Here is a 21,452-nt window from a genome sequence, read left to right as displayed (position 1 = left end):
CTTAAAACAATCTTTGTATGTGTCTTTCAAAAATATTGCTCCTTACCTGTTCGCCAATCAATTCGCCATGTGAGCGGATCATGGTCAGGTAGACCTCTCCCATCTCTGCAGCCACCTTATACCCCACATGCAGCAGCTGACGGAAGCCAGGATGGTAGTTGGGATGGCCGGGAATATGCCTGAGGGTGGTGGCGAATTTTTGACTGTTCCAATGCAGCACCTCTTCCGGGTCGGGCAGCGTGGCAGCATCTATATCAATAACGGCCTGGTAAGGTCCGCACAGTTCCTCCCTTCTTTCATAGGCACTGCGATAGATTTCCCCGGCCATCTGCAAGGCATCCCCGCCGGCCATCGCCAGTCCGACGAGCTCCTCGAGCCAGGTGGTCCCGGCGGTTTTCACATGGATTCCTGCATTATGTTTTTTAATCAGCTCACCCATGACGGGGTAAATGGTGAATTTGTCACTTCCCGAATGCACACTCAGCTTGAGGTTTGGTGGCAGTCCGAAGGATTTCACTGCAAAATCGATGACCAGCAGGTTCTCTTCAAACTCTTTTCTGAACCGTTTAACATCGCCCTCATAATCAACCCCCTTGTTAAACCTGCCTGTAAATTTCGGGGCGATGGTCTGGGCCGGGATTTCATAATGACTAATCATCATCAGGATGAAAAACAGCTCAGCGGGTGTTTGAGCTTCTTCCACTTCATCCATGGAGATCTCTGCAATAAAGTTGTCAGCTCCCTTGCTTCCGGCAATACGGGTATAAATGGCTTCCGCTTCACGAACCGCTGCCAGGAAATCCCCGGCGATCTTGATCAGCTGTTTTTCGCTTACTGTAAAAGGTTTCTTTATCCCGGGTATGGCAAGTTTTCCTGCATAGGCAGAAGCTACTTCCAGGAACTCCCTAAGTTCATGCTCCTTGATCCCGGAACCAATAGAACCGGCCACATCGAGGGTGAAAAAGTTGGCATAATCCAGGAAGGGGTCCACCGTCTTCAGATTGATATGGTCCGCATCCACATAATAAGGGTGTTCCCAATTCAGCTCCCTGACCGCAGTCTCCGCCTCCAGGAGGGTATCCTTTGGAGAGGAGCGTACGATCTGGTGTTCGCGGTTTGATTTGTTCCATACCGGGACCATTTCTATTCCCAGGTCTCTGGCCTGTATCAGGGCCTTTAGCTGGGCAGGTCCCTGCTGACCGAACCTGTCTCCTATTCCCAGGGAGTACTTCTCTAATTTCATAGGATTAACGGATTTCCGTGTACGGACACGAAATTAAGAAATTTAGTGACTTTTTCCTAAAAAAAATACGTAATTTTGGTCCACGAAAGCGGAACAGTTTCAGGTGGATGCCTGTCGCAGGCTGTTGAAATAAAAGGTATATGGCTAAGATCAGGATCAAGGATATTGCTGAAATTGCCAGGGTTTCCGTGGGAACCGTTGACCGGGTGATCCATAATCGCGGAGAGGTATCTCCTTCCACGCGTGAGAAGGTCCGGAAACTGTTGCAACAGTTCGACTACAAACCCGATATTGCAGCCCGTTCACTGGCCATGAAGCGAGATATCCACCTGGCTGTGGTGATGCCGGGTGTTGTTAGTGATCATACCTTTTGGGAGCTGCCACGACAGGGGATCCGCCAGGCCCTTGAAGCGCTGGACCAAAATCATATACATCTTCACCCTTTTTACTTCGACCAGGTAGACCGGGAGAGTTTTACGGCCATCCTGGATCGTTTTCCTTATGAGAAGGCCGAGGGAGTCCTTTTTGCCCCGGTCTTTACAGAAGAATCCATGGCATTCCTGGGCCGCTGCGCCGCTGCGAATCTTCCGGTGATCCTCTTCAACTCCCTGCTCGACTCTGCCTTTGTAAGCAGTTTTGTAGGGCAGGATGCTTATCAAAGCGGTTACGTAGCTGCCCGGCTGGTCCTTTACGGATTGGAACCAGAAAAGGATGTGGCCATTGTGAATTTGTCTGCCAGAAAGGAGCACTATGCTCACATCATTGAGAGGGAGAGGGGATTCAGAGATCATTTTGCACATTTGAAGGGTAAACGGAAACATCTGCTGAGCATAGATCTGAATGGGGCCGATGACCTTATGCTGAAGGAGGAGCTGGGCAGGCTTTGTGCAGCTCATGATATTTCCGGACTATTTGTGACCAATTCAAGGGTCCATAAGGTGGCCCGTTTCCTGGAAGAAACGGGGCGGGACCGGGTCCGGCTGGTGGGTTATGACCTGCTTCCGGAAAATATCGAATATCTGAAACTGGGACGTATCGACTTCCTGCTTTCTCAAAAGCCTGAAGAACAGGCCTACAAGGGTTTGTTATCCCTGTTTAACCTGGTGGTTTTTAATCGGAAACCTGAAGCGAAACAGTGGCTTCCCATTGATATTATCACCCGTGAAAATCTGCGTTTTTATCAAACTAATACCTCTGAATAGATGGAACATCCGGCATTGCTTGGCTTAAGGAACAAAATATGTGTAATCACGGGAGGCGGCGGAGTGCTGGGGACCTCCATGGCCAGGGGGCTTGCTGCAGCCGGGGTCATTACAGTAATCCTGGACATTGATGAAGGGGCCGCAAAGAAAGCAGCCTCTGGTATTACGGCCGAACTGGGGATCAGAAGTTATGGATTCAGGGCCGATGTGCTGGACAGGAACTCCCTGGATAAGGTGAGAGAAAAAATAAGGAGAGAGCTGGGTGAGATCGATATTCTGATCAACGGAGCAGGCGGGAATTCTCCAAAGGCCACTACCTTACTGGAACAGATTACCGTCGGGGAGCTGGATCATCTGGAGGACGGATTTTTTGGACTGGAACTGGAGGGGTTTCAAAAGGTGTTTCAGCTCAATTTCACGGGAACCCTTCTTCCAACCATGGTTTTTACCAGGGATATGGTCATGCGCCAGAGCGGGGTGGTTCTGAATATCTCCTCCATGAATGCCTATAAGCCGCTCACGAAGATTCCGGCCTATTCGGCAGCCAAAGCATCCATTAATAACTTTACCGAATGGCTGGCGGTCCATTTTGCCAGAGTGGGGGTGAGGGTGAATGCCATAGCACCCGGGTTCTTCCTGACCAATCAGAACCGCTTCCTGCTTACCGATGAACATACAGGCGCTCTGACACCCCGGGGGGAGAAGATTATTGCCAATACTCCCATGGGGGTGTTTGGGGCGCCGGACGATTTGAATGGCACTCTGCTCTATCTCGTATCGGATATGAGCCGTTTTATTACCGGAATCTGTATCCCGGTGGACGGGGGATACAACGCATTTGGAGGAGTGTAGAATGATCTATTTTGAACAGGGCGCACCCGGTGAGGTGCTCACAGACCGGACGATCGCAAAGGCTCTGACCGGTGTATTTCAAAAAATCGGTCCCAGGAAGAGGGTTCTGGCCGTGCCGCCTGATATAACCAGGGTTCACAGTATGGCAGGGCGGATGACCGAGATCGCCTGGGAGTATTTCGGCAGACACCTGACCGATGTGCTTCCGGCCCTGGGCACACACCGGGCCATGACCGGGGAGGAGATCAGCCGGATGTATGGGGCGGTGCCCCCATCCTTATTCAGGATTCACGATTGGCGAAAGGATGTCGTTACCCTGGGAGAGGTGCCCCCCTCCTTTATTGAAACAGTTTCGGAGGGGAGGGTCAGCTATTCCTGGCCTGCACAGGTCAACAGGCTCCTGTCGGAGGGCGGGCACGACCTGATCCTGTCCATCGGGCAGGTGGTCCCCCATGAGGTGACAGGAATGGCCAATTACAATAAGAATATTTTTGTTGGGACCGGCGGGCCGGAAGGGATCAACAAGAGCCATTACCTGGGAGCTGCTTTCGGGATGGAGCGAATTATGGGCCGGGCCTCAACGCCGGTCAGGGAAGTGCTGAACTATGCTTCGGACCATTTTGCTGCTGGACTTCCCATTGTTTATATTCTTTCAGTGGTGGGCCGGAACCACTCCGGTGATCTGGTGGTACGCGGACTCTTTATCGGGGATGATGAAGAGTGTTTTTTGAAAGCCTCCGCACTCTCCCTGAAGGTCAATTTCCAGATGCTGGAGGAACCCCTTTCCAAGGTGGTGGTATACCTGGAGCCCGGTGAATTTAAAAGTACCTGGCTGGGAAACAAGAGTATATACAGGACGCGGATGGCCATGGCCGATGGCGGAGAGTTGCTGGTTCTGGCACCCGGCCTGAAAGAGTTTGGCGAAGATGCTGAAATAGACCGGCTGATCCGGAAATACGCCTATCGGACCACTCCGGAAATATTACAAGCCGTGGAAGAGAACAGCGATCTGAAGCAGAATCTGAGTGCAGCGGCTCACCTGATCCACGGGTCCACGGAGGGGAGGTTTCATGTAACTTACTGCCCCGGTCATTTATCAAGGCAGGAGATCGAAGCGGTAAACTACGGCTTTGCTGAGCTGGAGGAGACATGGGCCCGTTATAATCCCCGGATCATGAGAGATGGATTTAATATCATGCCCGACGGCGAGCAGGTATACTATATCTCAAATCCTGCACTGGGATTATGGGCCTGGAAGGATAAGTTCAAAACGAAGGATGATGATTAAGATAGTTGCCGACCATAAAATCCCTTTCCTGGCAGGGGCGCTGGAGGACAGAGCCAGGGTGGAGTATCTTCCCGGTAGTGAGATTTCCCGGAAGCAGCTCCTGGATGCCGATGCTTTAATTATACGGACGCGTACCCGGTGTAACAGAGAGCTGCTGGAAGGGACCTCAATCAGGTTTATTGCATCGGCTACCATCGGTTACGATCATATCGATACCTCCTATTGCACGGAGAACGGGATCGGCTGGACCAATGCCCCGGGCTGCAACTCCTCTTCGGTGGAGCAGTATGTGGTCTCTGCCCTGCTCTGGCTGGCAGTCCATCGCCGCTTCGAGCTCAGGGGACTTTCCTTGGGGGTCATCGGTGTCGGGAATGTGGGAAGCAAAGTAGCCCATGCAGGCAGGACGCTTGGAATGAAAGTGCTGCTTTATGATCCACCCCGCACGCGGGCAGAGGGCAGTGCGGAGTTTGTCACTCTGGAGGAGTTGAAGGAAAAATCGGATATTATCAGCCTGCATGTTCCTCTGAACAAAGGGGGCGTGGATAACACCTTCCATATGGTGGACAGGGAGTTTATTTCTTCCCTGAATAAAGGGACCATCCTGCTTAATTCTTCCCGAGGAGCCGTGGTGGATGAGGAGGCACTTCCGGAAGGGATCCGTGAGGGAATATTATCCGATGTGATCCTGGATGTATATGAAAACGAACCGGACGTTAACAGGGACCTGCTGGATATCCTTACACTGGCAACCCCGCATATCGCAGGTTATTCGCTGGATGGAAAGGCCAATGGCACCACCATGTCGGTTCGTTCCCTCAGCCGATTCTTTGATCTGGGACTGGATTTGTGGGCCCCTGACGGTATCCCCGCTCCGGACCATCCGGAGATACTTGCCGATGCTGGTGATTCCAGGCTTACAGAGCTCTTATGGGATATATACAGAAAAGGCTATGATATTGGTCTGGACGATCAACGCTTCAGGAACTCTCCGGATCACTTTGAGATCTTACGGGGCGATTACCCCTTTCGACGGGAACCGCCTGCCTTTGCGGTCCGGCTGTTCCAGGGATATCCTGAGTTAAGAGGCATCCTGGAGGAACTGGGATTTGATGTCCTGTCGGATCAGTGTATGTGAAAATGAAACATCATAGAATCAATTAAAAAATTAAAGCAAAAAGAATGAAAGCAAAAGCAGATATCGGACTGATCGGACTGGCAGTTATGGGTGAGAACCTGGTGCTGAACATGGAGCGAAACGGCTTTACAGTGGCTGTTTATAATCGCACCCTTGAGAAGGTGGATAAGTTTATGAACGGCCGGGGAAAGAATAAAAATTTCAAGGGAGCGCACTCCATGGAAGAGTTCATTGCTTCCCTGGAAAGACCCAGGAAAGTGATGCTGCTGGTAAAGGCCGGAAAACCGGTGGATGACTTTATCGAGATACTGATTCCCCACCTGGAGAAGGGCGATATAATCATTGACGGGGGAAACTCTCATTTTCCGGACACCGTTCGCCGGACCCGTTACGTGGAGAGCAAAGGCCTGCTGTATATTGGAACCGGCGTTTCGGGAGGGGAGGAGGGAGCTCTCCTGGGTCCTTCCATCATGCCCGGTGGGTCGGCGGATGCCTGGCCGCACGTGAAAAATATTTTCCAGGCCATATCGGCCAAAGTGGAGGATGGCACTCCCTGCTGCGACTGGGTGGGGGAAGATGGAGCCGGTCATTTTGTGAAGATGGTGCACAATGGTATTGAATACGGGGATATGCAATTGATCAGCGAGGCATACAACCTTATGAAGAACCTGCTGGGAATGAGTGCAGATGAGATGCACGATGTGTTCGCAGAATGGAACAAAGGGGAGCTGGACAGTTATCTGATTGAGATTACCCGGGATATTCTGGGTTTTAGGGATAAGGATGGAGAACCCCTGCTGGAGAAGATTCTGGATACAGCCGGACAGAAGGGAACCGGGAAGTGGACCGGGATCGAGGCTCTGAACCTGGGAATCCCACTGACACTGATCGGGGAATCGGTATTTGCCAGGTGCCTCTCCGCCCTCAAGGAAGAAAGGGTGGAAGCTTCAAAACTACTCTCGGGTCCTGTCCCTTCCTACGGAGGCGACCGGGAGATCTTTATCCAGGATATCCGGAGCGCCCTCTATGCCTCCAAGATCGTGTCCTATGCCCAGGGATACACGCTGATGCGTGAGGCAGCCAGGGAGTATGACTGGGAACTGAATTACGGAGGGATTGCCCTGCTGTGGAGAGGGGGATGCATCATCCGCTCGGCCTTCCTGGACAAAATAAAGGAGGCTTTTGATCGGAATCCTGCCCTCCCTAACCTGCTGCTGGATCCTTTCTTTAAGGGAAAAGTGGAGGCTGCCCAGGAGGGCTGGCGCAAAGTGGTTGCCACAGCCCTGGTGAATGGGATTCCTGTTCCGGCCTTTACCACGGCGCTGAATTATTTTGACGGCTACCGGTCGGAACGACTTCCTGCCAATATGTTGCAGGCTCAGCGGGATTATTTCGGGGCGCATACCTATGAACGCGTCGACAGGCCACGGGGTGAATTTTTCCATACCAACTGGACCGGAAGAGGGGGAGATACCAGCTCATCCACCTACAACATCTAAGTATTTTTTCCCTTAGAAAAAGGGGCTGTACCTTTTGATACAGCCCCCTTATTCAATTTTTGTCAGGAACAGGTTCCTAGCCATTAAATCCGCTAACTCGTTTGTAATTGTCCTGCGCATTGATATAAAAGGCTTTGTATTTGATATAGTGGTTACCTTTCTTGAATTCCCAGTGCACATTCTTGGCTTTAAATATCTTTCCAATACAAGCCTCGAAGATCAGGTGGTAAGGGATTCCGGTGACCTGCTCAGCTTCCAGGATGCTTTTAAATTCCACACTCCTGTCGGCGAAATGTCCGATTACCGGAAGGGAGTATTTCTTCTGGGCTCTCTTTTTCCTGGCTCCATCGTTAATGACAGGAGCTTTTCTGACTTCTGATTTTTTGTCCGACATATATGCTGTTTTACCTCTAATACGTAAATGTATATCAAATTGTTATTCCTGTGGTACAATTAAGATAAAAAATAGAAGCTGAAGAGCAGGGATTTATTAACAAATAGTGTACTTTTAAAACGCCCTGAGGAAAAAAAACACATGAAAACCCTTATTGCATACTCGACTACACTGGGATGCACAGAACAGTGTGCCTCCAGGTTGAAGGAAGATCTTGGAGAAGGGGTGGAGATGATCCGTATCTCCAGCCGCAGAAGGTATAACCTGCAGAAGCATGATACCATTATTGTGGGAGGTTCCATCCACGAAGGGATGATCCAGCGGTCCGTTCATAAATTTTGCACCAGCAATCTGGATATACTCTTAAAAAAGCAGGTTGGGCTATTTGTGTGTTGTATGGACCCGGATGCCAATGAGAAGGAGCTGATCGACCGCGCTTTCCCGTCACAGCTGGTGGAGCATGCTCTGGCCAGCGGGTTCTTCGGGGGAGAATTGAATATCAAGAAGATGAACCTGCTGCAGAAGATCATGACCAGGAAGGCCGCCCGGCTGAATAAGGAACCGGATATTGATTTTCACAGGATCCTGCAGTTTGCCCGGACCATCCATGAGCTCGGATCAGATAGCAATATCGACGGACCCATCGTACACATATGACGCAGGTCCCGTCAGGTAGATTTCACTAAAGTTTTGCTTATCCAGGACCCTGAAGGAGACATTCAGCATTCCCCCTCTGGTCCTGACCTGGTATGACCTTATGTCAGTATTGAAATGTGAACAGGCCGTAATGGCAGCGGCGGTGACACCGGTCCCGCAGGACCAGGTTTCTGCTTCCACTCCCCGTTCAAAGGTCCTGACTGCTATCTGAGCTGAAGAGGCATCTGCCTCCAGAAAGTTGACATTCACACCTCCGGGTCCAAACCTCTTCTGCTTCCTGATCTCCGCGCCAATACCCTCCACATCAGTTTCCTCCAGGTTCGCCGCGAGGATTACAAAATGGGGGGATCCCGTGTTGAGCAGGTAACCATCTTCCAGCTGCTGAATCCCCGACACATCTGCCAGTTTCAGCCGAATTTCCCCATGAGTCCCGATGGATGCACTATGTGTCCCGTCGATCCCCTCAAATACAGTTTCCCGGCCTGTGATTCCCAGTCTCCTGGCAAAAGCGGTAATACAGCGGCCGCCGTTCCCACACATGGTTCCCTCTTTGCCATCTGCATTATAATACCGCATGGTGAAATCGAAGCGACTGCTTTTCTCCAGGAAAATGAGTCCGTCTCCGCCCACCCCGAACCTGCGGTCGCAGAGCTGTCTGATAATTTCAGTGTGAAAATGGGAGCTTTGCAGATGCCTTCCGTCAATCATAATGAAATCATTCCCAGTACCATGATATTTAGAGAATTGAACAAGCATAGGGTGTGGTGCGTTAAAAAAGGTTAAAAGGCCTTAGGTTTACCAATTTTTCTTCGATTCAAGTTGTTATGATAGTAAATTGCCATGTTAAAGGCACGGAATTTGAAAACAGGAATTCCGCGAAACAAAGTTATTAATTAAAAATACAGTATAATGAAAGCAAGAAGATTCTTGGGTTTATTTGTGGTCGCAGTTCTGGGTGCAATGGCTGCAATTTTTGTATATGCCAGGTGGTTTCAACCTGAGGCGGCTGTGGTGGAAGTGCCTGTGGAAAACAGCTACCGCTATGTCAGTCTCCCGGGAGTCGAATCGGGCAGCGCGCTTGATTTTACAGCGGCGGTGGAACAGTCCATCAATGCGGTTGTCCATGTAAAGACCAAGGTGTTCAGGGAGTATCAGGTAAATCCCCTGTATGAATTCTTTTACGGGGATCAACCCCGGGGAGAAGCGCCGCCTATACTTGGTTTTGGCAGTGGAGTGATTATCTCGGAAAAAGGGTATATCGTGACCAATAATCATGTGATTGACGGTTCGGATGAAATCCTGGTGGTGCTGAATAACAAGCAGGAGTTCAGTGCCAGGCTCATCGGGACCGATCCCACTACGGACCTGGCCCTCCTTCAGGTGGATGCCGAAGGGCTTACCAGTCTGAGATTTGGAGATTCGGATGCACTTCGCCTGGGAGAATGGGTGCTGGCCATCGGAAACCCTTATAACCTTACCAGCACCGTTACCGCCGGGATCGTAAGTGCCAAGGCAAGAAATATCAATATTCTGCGATCCCAGGAGTTTAGTATTGAATCTTTTATCCAGACCGATGCAGCGGTTAATCCTGGAAACAGCGGTGGCGCCCTGATAAACACCAGGGGTGAACTGGTAGGGATTAATACGGCCATTGCATCCCGAACCGGAGCCTTTACCGGCTATTCATTTGCAATTCCGGTAACCATCGTGGAAAAAATTGTTCAGGATCTTATGGAATATGGAGAAGTGCAGAGAGCTATACTGGGTGTCGAGATCAGAGATGTGACGGCTGAACTGGTCCAGCAGGAAGATGTCGACAAGATTGAAGGAGTTTATGTGGTGCGTGTCCGTGAGGATGGCGCTGCCCGAAATGCTGGAATCAGAGAAAAGGATATCATCATTTCCATTGATAATAAAAGGGTAAACAGTTCCGCCGAGTTACAGGAAGTGATATCCAAGTACCGGCCCGGACAGAAGGTGAAGGTAGTTGTTAAAAGAGACGGAAACATGAAACAATTTGACCTGATCTTGCGTAACTTAGAAGGGAACACCGAAATTGTGAAGAGAGATGATGTGATGGAGTTGCTGGGTGCCAGTTTTGAACCACTGTCGGAAAGGGAGAAGCAAAGTCTGGGTATAGGCCATGGCCTCAAAGTTAAATCGGTCCGGAATGGAAAGTTTAAAAAGGTTGGAATCGAGGAGGGATTTGTGCTGACCTCGGTAAACAAAAAGCCGGTTGGCAGTGTTAATGATATTGCGGCTATATTGAAAGATTCTGAAGGAGGGGTTATTATTGAGGGTTTAGACCGGAACGGTTCCAGATCTTATTATGCTTTTGGCATGTAGAATCTCCCTGATCCATATTACCTGCATATTACAGATATATTAAAATAATGCTTATTTAAATTGACTAAAGATAAATAAGCGGGTACATTTGCAAAGATTTTTTATCTATTCATTTGATTGGAGAAGTAGTACATGAGACAGTTAAAGATCACAAAATCCATTACCAACAGGGAAAGTGCTTCGTTAGACAAGTATTTGCAGGAGATTGGTAAGGAAGAGTTGATCACTGTTGAGGAAGAGGTTGAATTGGCTCAACGGATCAAAAAGGGCGACCGGGCCGCCCTGGAAAAACTCACCCGGGCAAATCTGAGGTTTGTCGTATCAGTGGCTAAACAGTATCAGAACCAGGGGCTTAGTTTGCCCGACCTTATTAATGAAGGGAATCTGGGTTTGATCAAGGCCGCTGAAAAATTTGACGAAACCAGGGGCTTTAAGTTTATCTCCTATGCCGTGTGGTGGATCAGGCAATCGATCCTCCAGGCACTGGCAGAGCAATCGAGGATCGTACGCCTTCCACTGAACCAGGTTGGTTCACTGAACAAGATTAATAAGGCGTTTTCGAAGTTCGAGCAGGAGAATGAAAGAACCCCTACCCCGGAGGAGCTCGCTGAAGCCCTCGATCTTCCCAAGGAGAAAGTGGCTGACACACTCCGTGTTTCGGGAAGACATGTTTCCGTTGATGCACCCTTTGTCGATGGTGAAGACAACAGTCTGCTGGATGTTCTGGTGAACAATGATTCTCCAAATGCGGACAACACCCTTATCAATGAATCTTTATCCCGCGAGGTAGACAGGGCTCTGGCCACGCTTACCGAAAGGGAAAGAGATATCATTAAACTATTCTTTGGCATTGCCTGTCAGGAGATGACCCTGGAAGAGATTGGCGAAAAATTCGGACTGACCCGCGAACGTGTGCGTCAGATCAAGGAAAAAGCGATACGCAGACTGCGCCACACTTCCAGGAGTAAACTTTTGAAGACATACCTGGGGTAAGACATAATTTTGATCGTGAAACGGGGCTGCCTTTTGGTGACCCCGTTTTTGTTGTGACGCCTTTCCGCTAATATCCCTGTTTTTGCTATATTGGCTCCCACTAAAAGACGCAACATTCCATGGAAGAGAAAAGAGCCATTACCTGGTTTGCGCCTGCATGGCGTGCTGATAAGGAAGAGATCAGGAGGCAATACCAGCACTTCAAGGATAATCACATGTTAATCAGTGTGTTGGACTCTGTTTCCATGGCGATCCTGATCCTGAACGAACAGCGTCAGCTTGTTTTTGCCAATAAAGCGTTTATGAATCTGCTGGGAGAAGTCGATGTGACATCCCTACTGGGTTTGCGTGCAGGAGAAGCTCTGGGATGTGTATTTGCAGATATGATGGAAGGTGGCTGTGGCACAAGCGAATATTGCAGGGAGTGCGGAGCTGTCAGGGCAATTCTGAACAGTATGGAGAGTGGCCTGGATGTGCAGGAGTGCAGAATCAGGCTAAAGGACGGTCATCAGGCTCTGGATCTAAGGGTTACGGCCTCACAGCTGAAACATCAGGAAGAGCTGTTCATCGTGTTCTCAGTGTCTGATATAGCGGATGAAAAGAGAAAGGGGTTTCTGGAGAGGCTCTTTTTGCATGACGTGAAGAACACGGCCGGAGTCATTCAGGGATTCAGCAGATTAAGCATGGAGAAAGGCGAAAGCGATAAGATCTGGAAAATGATTATGGACCTATCCGATAACTGTTGGATGAGATTGACTCCTACACTCAGCTAATTCAGGCCGAAAAGGGGCAACTGCGGTTAAAGCTGATGGAATTTGGCACCCTGGAGCTCCTGGAAAGGATCAAGAACCAGTATATGGGGCATGAGGAGGCAAAAGGAAAAGTTATTGAGCTGGATTCCAGGTGTGAAGATGTTATTATGCTGTCTGATGCAGTCATCCTGAGCCGTATTCTCGGCAATATGATCAAAAATGCACTGGAAGCCATAAAAGACGGAGAGATCGTTACACTTTCCTGTGTGAAGAACGGAGAAAAAGTCCGGATAAGTGTACAAAATCCGGGAGTAATTCCCAGGGAAGTACAATTGCAGATTTTTCAGCGATCATTTTCCACAAAGGGAACCGGAAGGGGCCTGGGAACATACAGCATAAAGCTGCTGAGTGAAGAGTTTCTGAAAGGAAAGGCGGGCTTTACCAGCTCTGGTCCTGAAGGGACCACCTTCTTTGTCGATTATCCCGTGTCCTTGGAGCAATGAGGCTTCTTGTTTTACTATGCCTGTCAGTTATCCAGATTGTTTATTAGCTCCTGGAGGGCATACATTTCATCCCGGAAACGGGCAGCTTCGATAAAGTCCAGCTCCCTGGCCGCCTTTTCCATTTGCTTTCTGGCCGCGTCTATGGCACGTTCCAGTTCCGGCTTTCCCATATATCTGACGACCGGATCGGCGGCAAGATCACTTTTTGCCTGGTCTGCATAGGCACTCTGTATGTTCTTCTGCTCGAGGCTCTTGTCAAAGAGACTGTATGTTAATTTTATGATCTGGGTAGGGGTGATCTGGTGCTTTTCGTTATATCCCAGTTGCTTTTCCCTGCGCCTGTTGGTTTCATCTATGGTCCGCTGCATGGAGCCGGTAATCTTGTCGGCATACATGATCACTTTCCCGTTCAGGTTCCTTGCTGCCCGTCCTGCCGTCTGGGTCAGGGAGCGTTCCGATCTCAGGAAGCCCTCTTTATCAGCATCCAGGATGGCAACCAGGGATACCTCCGGCAAATCCAGTCCCTCCCTGAGGAGGTTGATTCCGACCAGTACATCAAAATCGCCCCTTCTGAGCCCCTCCAGGATCTCCACCCGTTCCATGGTATCCACATCCGAATGGATGTACCGGGTCCGGATGTTCAATTTGGTCAGGTAGCTGCTTAGCTCCTCTGCCATCCTTTTGGTCAGTGTGGTAACCAGGACCCGTTCCCGCTTATCCACACGCTGGTTGATCTCACCGATCAGGTGGTCGATCTGGTTCAGACTTGGCTGTATCTCTATGGCCGGATCCAGCAGTCCGGTGGGACGGATCACCTGCTCCACGATAATCCCGCCACAGCGTTCCAGCTCATAGTCAGCCGGTGTGGCGCTAACGAACAGAGTCTGCCCGATGAGGTTCTCAAATTCATTGAACCTGAGCGGTCTGTTATCTACTGCCGCCGGAAGCCGAAAGCCATATTCCACCAGGTTCTTCTTCCTGGAATAGTCTCCGCCATACATGGCGTGAACCTGGGGAAGGGTGACATGACTTTCATCAATCACTGTAATAAAATCATCGGGGAAATAATCCAGAAGGCAGAAGGGCCTGGTGCCCGGGGGACGGCCGTCAAAATACCTGGAATAGTTCTCAATGCCCGGACAATATCCCAGTTCCCTGATCATCTCCAGGTCGTAGGTGACACGCTCTTCTATCCGTTGTGCCTCAATGAGTTTTTGCTCTCTTTTAAAGAAATCCACCTGCTTCATCATGTCGTCCTGGATCTCCTCAATGGCGGCCTTTGTGCGTTCCTTGGAGGTGATGAATATATTGGCCGGGAAGATTACGACCTCCTGATGTTCCTCGATAGTGTGTCCCGTCACCGGGTGGATGGATTTGAGGGAATCGATCTCGTCGCCCCAGAATTCCACCCGGTAGGCCAGGTCCCGGTAGGCCAGGTGAATGTCCACCGTATCGCCCCGCACGCGGAAGGTCCCTGGCTTAAAGTCCACTTCGTTCCGGGAGTATAAGCCATCCACCAGTCTGCGCAGATACACATTCCTGCTAAGCATTTCGTTCTTGCGGACCCGGATGGTGGAGTTGTGGAAATCGGCAGGATTCCCGATACCATATAGACAGGACACCGAAGAGACCACAAGCACATCCCTGCGTCCCGATAGCAGGGAGGAGGTAGTGCTTAGCCTGAGCTTTTCAATTTCATCGTTGATGGAGAGGTCCTTTTCGATATAAGTATCCGTAACAGGGAGATAGGCTTCGGGCTGATAGTAGTCGTAATAACTGACAAAATACTCCACTGCATTTTCAGGAAAGAATTGTTTGAATTCGCTGTAAAGCTGTGCTGCCAGGGTTTTATTGTGACTGAGGACCAGGACCGGCCGCTCCAGCTCCCGGATCACGTTGGCCACGGTAAAGGTTTTTCCGGATCCGGTTACTCCCAGAAGAGTCTGGAACTGCTCCCCGGCCCTGAATCCATCCACCAGTTGCTGAATGGCATCCGGCTGGTCACCGGTAGGTTTATAATCCGAAGTAAGTCTGAATTCCATGCTACCAGGTGAATTCCACATAGATGGGGAGATGGTCGCTGGGTCCCCCGTAGTATTCAGGTCCCCCGTAAGTGGCAGAGGGCAGGCTCTCTCCATATTTCTCACTGGGATATAACATCCACTCCTCTTTCAGAATCTTCCCGTTCTCGAATCCCGTGCTCAGGCCCCTCTCCTGGTTCAGCAGGCTGTAGGAGACGATCATCTGGTCCAGCATGTTCCAGTTGCCCTGGTAATTGTAGGTCCCCTTGCCCTCTGTGTTGTGGAGATCATAGAAGAGATTGTAATGCTCTCCCAGCTGGATATTCCGGCGTTTGTTCAGGGCCGAAAGTCCGTGGCTGATGCTCCGGTTTGTAGGTTCGTCGTTAAAGTCGCCCATGATAATCACTTTATAATCCGGCTCCCTGGCCATCAGTATATCCAGTTGCTTGCGGAGTGTTATGGCTGAAAACATCCGCTGCCTTTCGGTTTCCTGTACTCCTCCGCTTCTGGATTTCCAGTGATTCACAAATATATGCAGGCTGGACCCGTCCGGTCCTCTTCCCTGCACATGCAATATTCTCCTGTAAAGGTAGTCCGGATCCACAGGATCCTCAATGGGAACATATTCATGCGACTTGTATTTGAAGAATTCGGGCTTGTACAGCAAGGCACACTCAATACCACGTGGATCTTTATCATCTTCATGGACGAAGGCATACTCCCCTTTACGAAGGCCCCTGACTCTGGTCAGATCTTCCAGAACTTCACTACTCTCAACCTCCGATAATCCGATAAGAGCCGGGAGCTCCTTGCCGGGAATGGAAAGGAAAACCCTGGCCAGATCGTTCTGTTTTTTCTGGTACCGGTCCCAGGTCCACTCTTTTTCACCGGAAGGGGTGAATTCATCATCTTCGAAGAGAGGAGAATTGACGGTATCGAAAAGGTTTTCCACATTATATGAAACCACCAGGAAGGATTTTACGTTCTTCTGAGAGTAGAGAGGCTGCAAGCCAAGGAGTATGAGTGCAGCAAAAAAGGCCCTGTTTTTCATGCGTGTAATTAGCTTATTGGACAAAGATATTAAACATAATGGGACAAAAGAGGGATGAACTGTTAAAGCGGATCCAAAAACTGGTAAAGAAGAACCAGGACCTTTATGCCAGGAATGAAAAGTTGCAGAAGGCTGTTGCTGGGCTCTCGGAACAAAATGAAAACCTGAAATTGCGCCTGAAAGATGCCCGCCTGGGAATGAAGGAAGAAAGGTACCAGGAGGCCGGAGAAAGGATCAGAAAGTATAAGATGGCGACGGTCCTCTTTGCCTATATCACCGGATTCAGGCATCTCACCGATAACGACTCTTCCGAAGTGGTCATGGACCAGCTGGATGAAGTGCTGATTGAATTCGACCGGATCCTTAGAAAATACAAGATCCATAAAATCAAGACCATCGGGGATACCTATATGGCCGCAGGGGGAATTCCGGTGAAGAACATCACCAATCCCATCGACGTGGTCATGGCGGCACTGGAGATGAATATTTTTCTGAATCAGCTCAGGCGGATCGATGGTATCCGCTATTGGAACCTGAGCCTGGGTATTCATACGGGGCCGGTTAGCGCTACCATCTCCGGTAAGAAAAAGATAACTTATGATATTAAAGGCGATACGGTCAATATAGCACACCGCATGCAGGGGGTGGGCGATAGTGGAAAAATCCTGATTTCAGTGATGACCTACGAGCTGATCAAGGAGTTTTTTGTTTGTGAGTATTACGGAAAAATGCCAGTTAAATACAAGGGCGACCTGGAGATGTTTGTGGTAAACGGCATCAGACAGGAGTTCTCCATGCGTGGGAGGGGAGTCATGCCCAATGCCTTGTTCAATACGAAATTCAAGTTGATTCAGTTTACGGATATCCAGGAGATGATCCTGGACAGGCTTGAAAATGAACTGCCCCGGTACCTTTACTACCACAATGTGAAACATACGGTGGATGTGGTCACCGAGGTGGAGTTGATCGGTTGGGCGGAGGGGCTTGACGATGAAGGAATACTGCTTTTAAAGACTGCCGCCCTGTTCCATGATGCGGGGCACATCATTTCCTATGACGACCATGAATATCATGGTACTGAACTGGCCAGGAAGTTTCTGCCTGAATATGGCTACTCGGAGGAGCAGATCGAAAAGATCTGCAGGATCATTATGGCCACAAAACTTCCACCGGAGCCTGGGGATATCTATCAGCAGATCATATGTGATGCGGATTTGGATTACCTGGGCAGGAGCGATATGATACCCGTGTCCAACACCCTCTATAAGGAGCTGAGTGAACAGGATAAGATCGGGACACTGAACGAATGGAACAAACTGCAGTTAAGATTCATCTCCAGTCACTCCTACTTTACCAAAACTGCAAGGAGCTTACGGGAAGTAAACAAGCAGAAGCAGATTGAACGCATCCGCAGGCTGATCACCGGGGATTGATTCCTTCGATGGGAGCTCTCTCAGGGGAAGCCCTGCAGAAGATTCTGAATCTCTAATAGTCCGAGTATTCGGTCGGATAGAGCAGGGTTCTGGTGATGTTTGAAACCGTATTCTGGTATTTGTCCAGGTTCTTCATTCTCTCCCATTCCGGGTGGTTTACAAAGGCATCCCAGTTTTCCTTCTGAGCCGTGCTGTCTGCATGAGCAGTCATGTAGATCAGGTGAGGCATATGTGCACTGGAGAGCACTTCGCAAAAGAAGACCGGATTGAATTTCAGTTCCTGGAACAGGGCCGATTCGCCTTCGTTAAACATTTCAACTTTCAGCTTATACAACTTTTCAGTGGCTGCCTCATAGCTTCTGAGTTCATAAACCCTCTCCGAACGGGCGGTGTTCAAATCCGGTAATACTAATTCTGGTGTGGCGCTGAAGGAGCGCAAAATCATGCTTTCGATGCGCGCATAGGGTGGATTATCGTGTGAAGCGTTCAAATAGTTGCCGGCAGATTGCAGGTACTCCGCATCTTCCATTAAAAGGGCATCCAGCTTTTCAAAGTGATCCAGGGAGTTGAAGGGCGTCAGGACGATTATAAAGTCCTTACGTTCAATGAGTTCTTCTATGGCTTTGAAGACACCCACATTCTGTATGCCGTTGCGGTGAAGTGCGGGAAGAAGGGCATCCCGGAAATAAACATCCAGGAGGGCTTCCTGTTCTTCGTTCTGAAAATTATAGATTTTCAGCTGGAAGTAATCTCTCTGCAGGCTTTCGCCTTGAACAGCTTCAGCCCTGGTCTGGTCTTCCGCTTGAGTGCAGGAGCTCAGGATCAGGATCGAAAATGCAAGGAGTAACAAGGTGGTGTTTTTCATGAGAATCGTCTTAGGTTCCATGTCAAGATAGGCAATTTCTTTGCAGCATTTGCTTTCTTACTGGCTTCCTGCAATGGTAAACCGGATCCATTTACGAGGGATCCCGGAAGTATCTCTTCCGGAAAATTCAGTCGGCTCTCTGAGGAAGCATCGGGAACAGCCTTTGCAGCTCTTCCTGGCTGGGTTGCTTGCCATATTCACAGATCTCAAAGCCTTCGGCATGCCGGACAGTCTTGCCCTTTTCTCCGTACCATTTGATCAGGGCCTCCCTGGTGGATGCGCCGGGACTGAATGTCCTTCGTTTGGCCAGGTAGCTTAACCTGGCTGCTTCATCCTCGGGAATCTGATCCAGGGTTCCCGAGGTCCATGGAAGCCAGTCGAAATATTGAGAAGTATGGGCAGCCATCCCGCTGATTTTCTGTTCAAAGACCTCATCAATATCGATGGCAATATCAGCTTCAAATGGATTTGGTTTCTGAAAACGGTCCTCGGCATAGAGAAATACCGGATTCTTCTCCAGCGGGGGTACATCGGGAGCCACATTGGGGACTATGACCATGAAAGCTGCATCCTGCATTAATATGGACGTATAGCGGTGATCCGGATGGTAATCGTTGGGCCGGGGACCAATCACGATATCGGTGTTCCATTTCCGGATCTCCCGGATCACCTTCAGCCGGTTCTCCAGGGTGGGCATCAGCTCGCCATCGTGGTTATCCATGACCACATATTCCTTCACTCCCAGTCTCTTTCCGGCTTCTGCTGCCTCGGCCATTCGCACCTTGGCCAGGGCTCCGCCTCCCATGGCGTAGTGTCCGGCATCTCCGTTGGTAAGAGAAACAAATTTCACATGGTGTCCCATCCTGGCATACAGCAAAGCAAGACCACCCGCATCGCCTTCACAATCGTCGGGATGCGCACCCAGTACTATTACATTTAAGGGCTGATCCTGTGCAAACAGGAATACTGCCATTAATAGAAGGCAGATTGAAAAAAGGACTCTCTTCATAGATATCATTCTGTTAGATTAGTTTCATGGCATCAGGGTCCCACTGAACCGGATGTCCCTTGTAATAACTCTCATTGGCCAGAAGGGCAGCACCGGCAGCACGCAGACCAAAAGTGGGATTTTCGATAATTTCTTTATTTCCGCGGATCCCCTCGAAGAAGTTGTAGAAATGGTCGTAATGAGATCCTTTATAGTCCGATGGGGCCACCCAGCTGGTCTCCCCGATATTCAGGTCCTTGGATCTTTCATCGGCGAATTTCTTATCATAGGCGGCTATAATTTTCTTCTGATTCTCTTCCGTATGAGCAATCAGGGCATAAGCTTCAGGCTTCATTCCCAGTTTTGCCCGGATCAGTCTGATGCTATCAGAGTCCACCTGCATTTCCCCTTCAGTTCCAACCAGACGGAATCCGCCTCCTCCTCCGTTCCCGGCAATGAAATTCACACGGAATGCAGCATTGAAAGCTGCATGTGTTTTGGTTTCCGGATAATCATATAGGGTTATGGTCACATCGGGGACATCCCGGCCATCCTTCCAGTACCGCAGACCTCCGGTTGCCTGTGCCCTTTCCGGACCGTTGGAGCTCAGGATAAAGTTAAGCGTGGAAAAGGCATGTACGAACAAATCTCCTGCTACTCCGGTTCCGTAGTCTTTGTAGTTTCTCCATCTGAAAAACCGTTTTAATTCGAATGGAACATTGGGAGCGCTACCCAGAAAGGTATCAAAATCAACGGTTTCAGGAGAGGCATCGGGAGGGATGGGATAGTTCCAGGCCCCTTCCGAGGAGTACCGGTCGTTATACATATCCAGCATGACAATCTCTCCGATAGCTCCATCTTCATAAAGCTCCTTGGCTTTTTCATTTCCCAGGGAGGACATGCCCTGGCTGCCCACCTGCATGACCTTGCCCGATTTCTGATGGGCTTCGATAAGCTCATGTCCTTCATGAAAGTTCTGTACCATGGGTTTTTCACAATAGACCGCTTTCCCGGCCTTCAGTGCTTCGATGCTGATCCGCTTGTGCCAATGGTCAGGAGTGGCAATAATCACGGCATCCACATCTTTCCGGTCCAGGATCTCCCGGTAATCCCTGGTGGTAAAGATATCCCCTCCCCAGAGCTCTGTGGCTCGGGCCAGTCTTCCCGTATAGAGGTCGCAGGTGGCTACCAGTTTTACACCTGGGACCCTGAGGGCCGAAATGGTATCGAAGATGCCCTGGATCCCTGTACCGATCAGGGCCAGGTTGATCTGATCATTGGCTGCCCGGGATTCAGCTTTGTAGGACCTGGAATCCAGCAGCAGACTTTGCCTGTAATTCCGGGACAGCACTGCAGGAGCAGAGCTTACAGCAGCAGCACCCAGCGCTGCTTTTTTCAGAAAGGATCTCCTGGAGTTCTGCTTATTTGAATTTTTCATGGGAATGTGGAATAAGTGATTGGCTTAAAAGAAATTAGTTGTAATGGATATTTTCGCATTTTTTCAGCTCAATGTGTGCAATAGAACGGGTTTGTCTGCCGCTGCAGAAAAATTCCTGAAGGTCAAATATATTGCCCAGCGTACAGGGCACATCCAGTTTCTTCGGGTATATAATCTCTCTCATGGGGGAGGGTAATGAATGGGCATCAAAATAGAAAATAAAATCCTGATCTGAAAGCTAAATGGGGGAAAGCTCAAATATAATCTTGCTAATTAGTGTCTCAAAGAAAACACCTGTTTTTTCAATTTCTGTTTAACCAGCTCTTTTTCTTCATGCTCCAGAAGATCCAAGGCGAACCTTTCTTCATCTGTTTCAGGTTTACGTCACCCGAATTTCACAATTAGGATCATAATTTCACCCTCAAGGACATACCATCCCCATGTGTGATGACAATCTGATCATATATTTCGATGCAGCCTTTATGCAGCTGCTCTTATTTCTCTTTCGGTCTGCTCCTTCCTGCGTTGGATGGCAATTAGTTCCTGGCCAATGCGCCGCAAGTTATATGCAGCAACTGCAAGGCCGATATACCGCTTAAAATTCTTATAACCACGATCAGGGCATCGATCCAGACCTCTGTGTTCAAGCTCATTGATATTGGATTCCACCGCACTGTGTTTATTCCTCAGTATCTTGAACTGCCGCTGACTTTCTTCCTCCTTTTCCTGCTTATTGGGCTTGCCCTTCTTGGGCATCACAACCCTTTCGACATGCTCTTCCAGCAGTGCCTT

The 21,452-nt window shown here is 49.6% G+C and carries 20 protein-coding genes; 11 read left to right on the top strand and 9 right to left on the bottom strand.

The genetic code is table 11. The annotated features are described in order from the left end of the window. Position 1: 1 nt before the first annotated feature. Positions 2 to 1,243: a tagaturonate epimerase family protein gene (locus tag P1P86_06515; GenBank protein ID MDF1574830.1), complete on the bottom strand. Its 1,242-nt coding sequence runs from the start codon at positions 1,241 to 1,243 to the stop codon at positions 2 to 4. A 140-nt stretch (positions 1,244 to 1,383) separates the two neighbouring features. Here P1P86_06515 and P1P86_06510 point away from each other — a divergent pair, with 140 nt between their 5' ends. The 5 genes from P1P86_06510 to gnd are packed head-to-tail and all read left to right on the top strand — an operon-like array spanning position 1,384 to position 7,219. Then, positions 1,384 to 2,445 carry a LacI family DNA-binding transcriptional regulator gene (locus P1P86_06510; protein ID MDF1574829.1) on the top strand — a complete coding sequence of 354 codons (1,062 nt, stop codon included), beginning with the start codon at positions 1,384 to 1,386 and terminating at the stop codon, positions 2,443 to 2,445. Further along, a complete protein-coding gene (locus tag P1P86_06505; protein MDF1574828.1) occupies positions 2,446 to 3,297 on the top strand; it encodes an SDR family oxidoreductase in 852 nt (283 codons plus the stop codon). It abuts the gene before it with no gap. Between the two features lies 1 nt (position 3,298). After that, positions 3,299 to 4,585 carry a lactate racemase domain-containing protein gene (locus tag P1P86_06500; GenBank protein MDF1574827.1) on the top strand — a complete coding sequence of 429 codons (1,287 nt, stop codon included), beginning with the start codon at positions 3,299 to 3,301 and terminating at the stop codon, positions 4,583 to 4,585. Further along, entirely contained in the window at positions 4,581 to 5,720 is a 1,140-nt protein-coding gene (pdxB, locus tag P1P86_06495) for a 4-phosphoerythronate dehydrogenase PdxB (GenBank protein ID MDF1574826.1), read from the top strand. Before P1P86_06500 ends, pdxB begins: the two co-directional genes overlap by 5 nt. A 44-nt stretch (positions 5,721 to 5,764) precedes the next feature. Beyond that, the gene (gene gnd / locus P1P86_06490) at positions 5,765 to 7,219 is read left to right on the top strand and encodes a decarboxylating NADP(+)-dependent phosphogluconate dehydrogenase (GenBank protein ID MDF1574825.1); all 1,455 of its coding nucleotides are present in this window, start codon (positions 5,765 to 5,767) and stop codon (positions 7,217 to 7,219) included. A 76-nt stretch (positions 7,220 to 7,295) separates the two neighbouring features. Here gnd and P1P86_06485 read toward each other — a convergent pair whose 3' ends face one another. Then, positions 7,296 to 7,613 (bottom strand): hypothetical protein, encoded by a 318-nt coding sequence (locus P1P86_06485; protein ID MDF1574824.1) that lies wholly within the window; start codon positions 7,611 to 7,613, stop codon positions 7,296 to 7,298. A gap of 141 nt (positions 7,614 to 7,754) precedes the next feature. Here P1P86_06485 and P1P86_06480 point away from each other — a divergent pair, with 141 nt between their 5' ends. Beyond that, positions 7,755 to 8,270: a flavodoxin domain-containing protein gene (locus P1P86_06480; GenBank protein ID MDF1574823.1), complete on the top strand. Its 516-nt coding sequence runs from the start codon at positions 7,755 to 7,757 to the stop codon at positions 8,268 to 8,270. Here P1P86_06480 and dapF read toward each other — a convergent pair. Then, a complete protein-coding gene (dapF, locus tag P1P86_06475) occupies positions 8,232 to 9,026 on the bottom strand; it encodes a diaminopimelate epimerase (GenBank protein MDF1574822.1) in 795 nt (264 codons plus the stop codon). The two genes, P1P86_06480 and dapF, sit on opposite strands and share 39 nt — an antisense overlap. Positions 9,027 to 9,179: 153 nt before the next feature. Here dapF and P1P86_06470 point away from each other — a divergent pair, with 153 nt between their 5' ends. From P1P86_06470 to P1P86_06455, 4 genes are all read left to right on the top strand, one after another. After that, complete coding sequence (locus tag P1P86_06470; GenBank protein MDF1574821.1) at positions 9,180 to 10,616, top strand: Do family serine endopeptidase; 1,437 nt, start codon at positions 9,180 to 9,182, stop codon at positions 10,614 to 10,616. A 132-nt stretch (positions 10,617 to 10,748) separates the two neighbouring features. Further along, positions 10,749 to 11,609 carry an RNA polymerase sigma factor RpoD/SigA gene (locus tag P1P86_06465; GenBank protein ID MDF1574820.1) on the top strand — a complete coding sequence of 287 codons (861 nt, stop codon included), beginning with the start codon at positions 10,749 to 10,751 and terminating at the stop codon, positions 11,607 to 11,609. A gap of 119 nt (positions 11,610 to 11,728) precedes the next feature. Then, the gene (locus P1P86_06460) at positions 11,729 to 12,382 is read left to right on the top strand and encodes a PAS domain-containing protein (protein MDF1574819.1); all 654 of its coding nucleotides are present in this window, start codon (positions 11,729 to 11,731) and stop codon (positions 12,380 to 12,382) included. Then, on the top strand, positions 12,352 to 12,864 hold the full coding sequence (locus P1P86_06455) for a HAMP domain-containing sensor histidine kinase (protein MDF1574818.1): 513 nt from the start codon (positions 12,352 to 12,354) through the stop codon (positions 12,862 to 12,864). Before P1P86_06460 ends, P1P86_06455 begins: the two co-directional genes overlap by 31 nt. Before the next feature lie 23 nt (positions 12,865 to 12,887). On the opposite strand, the gene uvrB is transcribed toward P1P86_06455, so the two are convergent. Both uvrB and P1P86_06445 read right to left on the bottom strand, forming a co-directional pair. Further along, entirely contained in the window at positions 12,888 to 14,906 is a 2,019-nt protein-coding gene (uvrB, locus tag P1P86_06450; protein ID MDF1574817.1) for an excinuclease ABC subunit UvrB, read from the bottom strand. 1 nt (position 14,907) lies between these two features. Beyond that, positions 14,908 to 15,936: an endonuclease gene (locus tag P1P86_06445; GenBank protein ID MDF1574816.1), complete on the bottom strand. Its 1,029-nt coding sequence runs from the start codon at positions 15,934 to 15,936 to the stop codon at positions 14,908 to 14,910. Positions 15,937 to 15,974: 38 nt separating this feature from the next. Here P1P86_06445 and P1P86_06440 point away from each other — a divergent pair, with 38 nt between their 5' ends. Continuing rightward, positions 15,975 to 17,369, top strand: coding sequence for an adenylate/guanylate cyclase domain-containing protein (locus P1P86_06440; GenBank protein MDF1574815.1), 1,395 nt, complete (start codon positions 15,975 to 15,977; stop codon positions 17,367 to 17,369). Between the two features lie 52 nt (positions 17,370 to 17,421). On the opposite strand, the gene P1P86_06435 is transcribed toward P1P86_06440, so the two are convergent. The 4 genes from P1P86_06435 to P1P86_06420 all read right to left on the bottom strand — a co-directional run. Continuing rightward, entirely contained in the window at positions 17,422 to 18,234 is an 813-nt protein-coding gene (locus P1P86_06435) for an NIPSNAP family protein (GenBank protein ID MDF1574814.1), read from the bottom strand. Between the two features lie 127 nt (positions 18,235 to 18,361). Then, complete coding sequence (locus P1P86_06430) at positions 18,362 to 19,243, bottom strand: PIG-L family deacetylase (protein MDF1574813.1); 882 nt, start codon at positions 19,241 to 19,243, stop codon at positions 18,362 to 18,364. A 13-nt stretch (positions 19,244 to 19,256) separates the two neighbouring features. Next, positions 19,257 to 20,660 (bottom strand): Gfo/Idh/MocA family oxidoreductase, encoded by a 1,404-nt coding sequence (locus tag P1P86_06425; GenBank protein MDF1574812.1) that lies wholly within the window; start codon positions 20,658 to 20,660, stop codon positions 19,257 to 19,259. Between the two features lie 480 nt (positions 20,661 to 21,140). Further along, positions 21,141 to 21,452: ISNCY family transposase (locus tag P1P86_06420; GenBank protein MDF1574811.1), on the bottom strand; the 312-nt coding region annotated here is incomplete at its 5' end.

The organism is Bacteroidales bacterium, assembly GCA_029210725.1.
Classification (GTDB): Bacteria; Bacteroidota; Bacteroidia; order Bacteroidales.
This window is presented reverse-complemented; position numbering and strand designations above follow the sequence as displayed.

Bases quoted from the DNA above. Each gene is read 5' to 3' on its own strand.
- P1P86_06445 (MDF1574816.1), bottom strand. From the start codon at position 15,936: ATGAAAAACAGGGCCTTTTTTGCTGCACTCATACTCCTTGGCTTGCAG.
- P1P86_06460 (MDF1574819.1), top strand. From the start codon at position 11,729: ATGGAAGAGAAAAGAGCCATTACCTGGTTTGCGCCTGCATGGCGTGCT.
- P1P86_06505 (MDF1574828.1), top strand. From the start codon at position 2,446: ATGGAACATCCGGCATTGCTTGGCTTAAGGAACAAAATATGTGTAATC.
- P1P86_06440 (MDF1574815.1), top strand. From the start codon at position 15,975: ATGGGACAAAAGAGGGATGAACTGTTAAAGCGGATCCAAAAACTGGTA.
- gnd (MDF1574825.1), top strand. From the start codon at position 5,765: ATGAAAGCAAAAGCAGATATCGGACTGATCGGACTGGCAGTTATGGGT.
- P1P86_06435 (MDF1574814.1), bottom strand. From the start codon at position 18,234: ATGAAAAACACCACCTTGTTACTCCTTGCATTTTCGATCCTGATCCTG.
- P1P86_06470 (MDF1574821.1), top strand. From the start codon at position 9,180: ATGAAAGCAAGAAGATTCTTGGGTTTATTTGTGGTCGCAGTTCTGGGT.
- P1P86_06425 (MDF1574812.1), bottom strand. From the start codon at position 20,660: ATGAAAAATTCAAATAAGCAGAACTCCAGGAGATCCTTTCTGAAAAAA.
- uvrB (MDF1574817.1), bottom strand. From the start codon at position 14,906: ATGGAATTCAGACTTACTTCGGATTATAAACCTACCGGTGACCAGCCG.
- P1P86_06515 (MDF1574830.1), bottom strand. From the start codon at position 1,243: ATGAAATTAGAGAAGTACTCCCTGGGAATAGGAGACAGGTTCGGTCAG.
- P1P86_06510 (MDF1574829.1), top strand. From the start codon at position 1,384: ATGGCTAAGATCAGGATCAAGGATATTGCTGAAATTGCCAGGGTTTCC.
- P1P86_06485 (MDF1574824.1), bottom strand. From the start codon at position 7,613: ATGTCGGACAAAAAATCAGAAGTCAGAAAAGCTCCTGTCATTAACGAT.
- P1P86_06430 (MDF1574813.1), bottom strand. From the start codon at position 19,243: ATGAAGAGAGTCCTTTTTTCAATCTGCCTTCTATTAATGGCAGTATTC.
- P1P86_06500 (MDF1574827.1), top strand. From the start codon at position 3,299: ATGATCTATTTTGAACAGGGCGCACCCGGTGAGGTGCTCACAGACCGG.
- P1P86_06465 (MDF1574820.1), top strand. From the start codon at position 10,749: ATGAGACAGTTAAAGATCACAAAATCCATTACCAACAGGGAAAGTGCT.
- dapF (MDF1574822.1), bottom strand. From the start codon at position 9,026: ATGCTTGTTCAATTCTCTAAATATCATGGTACTGGGAATGATTTCATT.
- P1P86_06480 (MDF1574823.1), top strand. From the start codon at position 7,755: ATGAAAACCCTTATTGCATACTCGACTACACTGGGATGCACAGAACAG.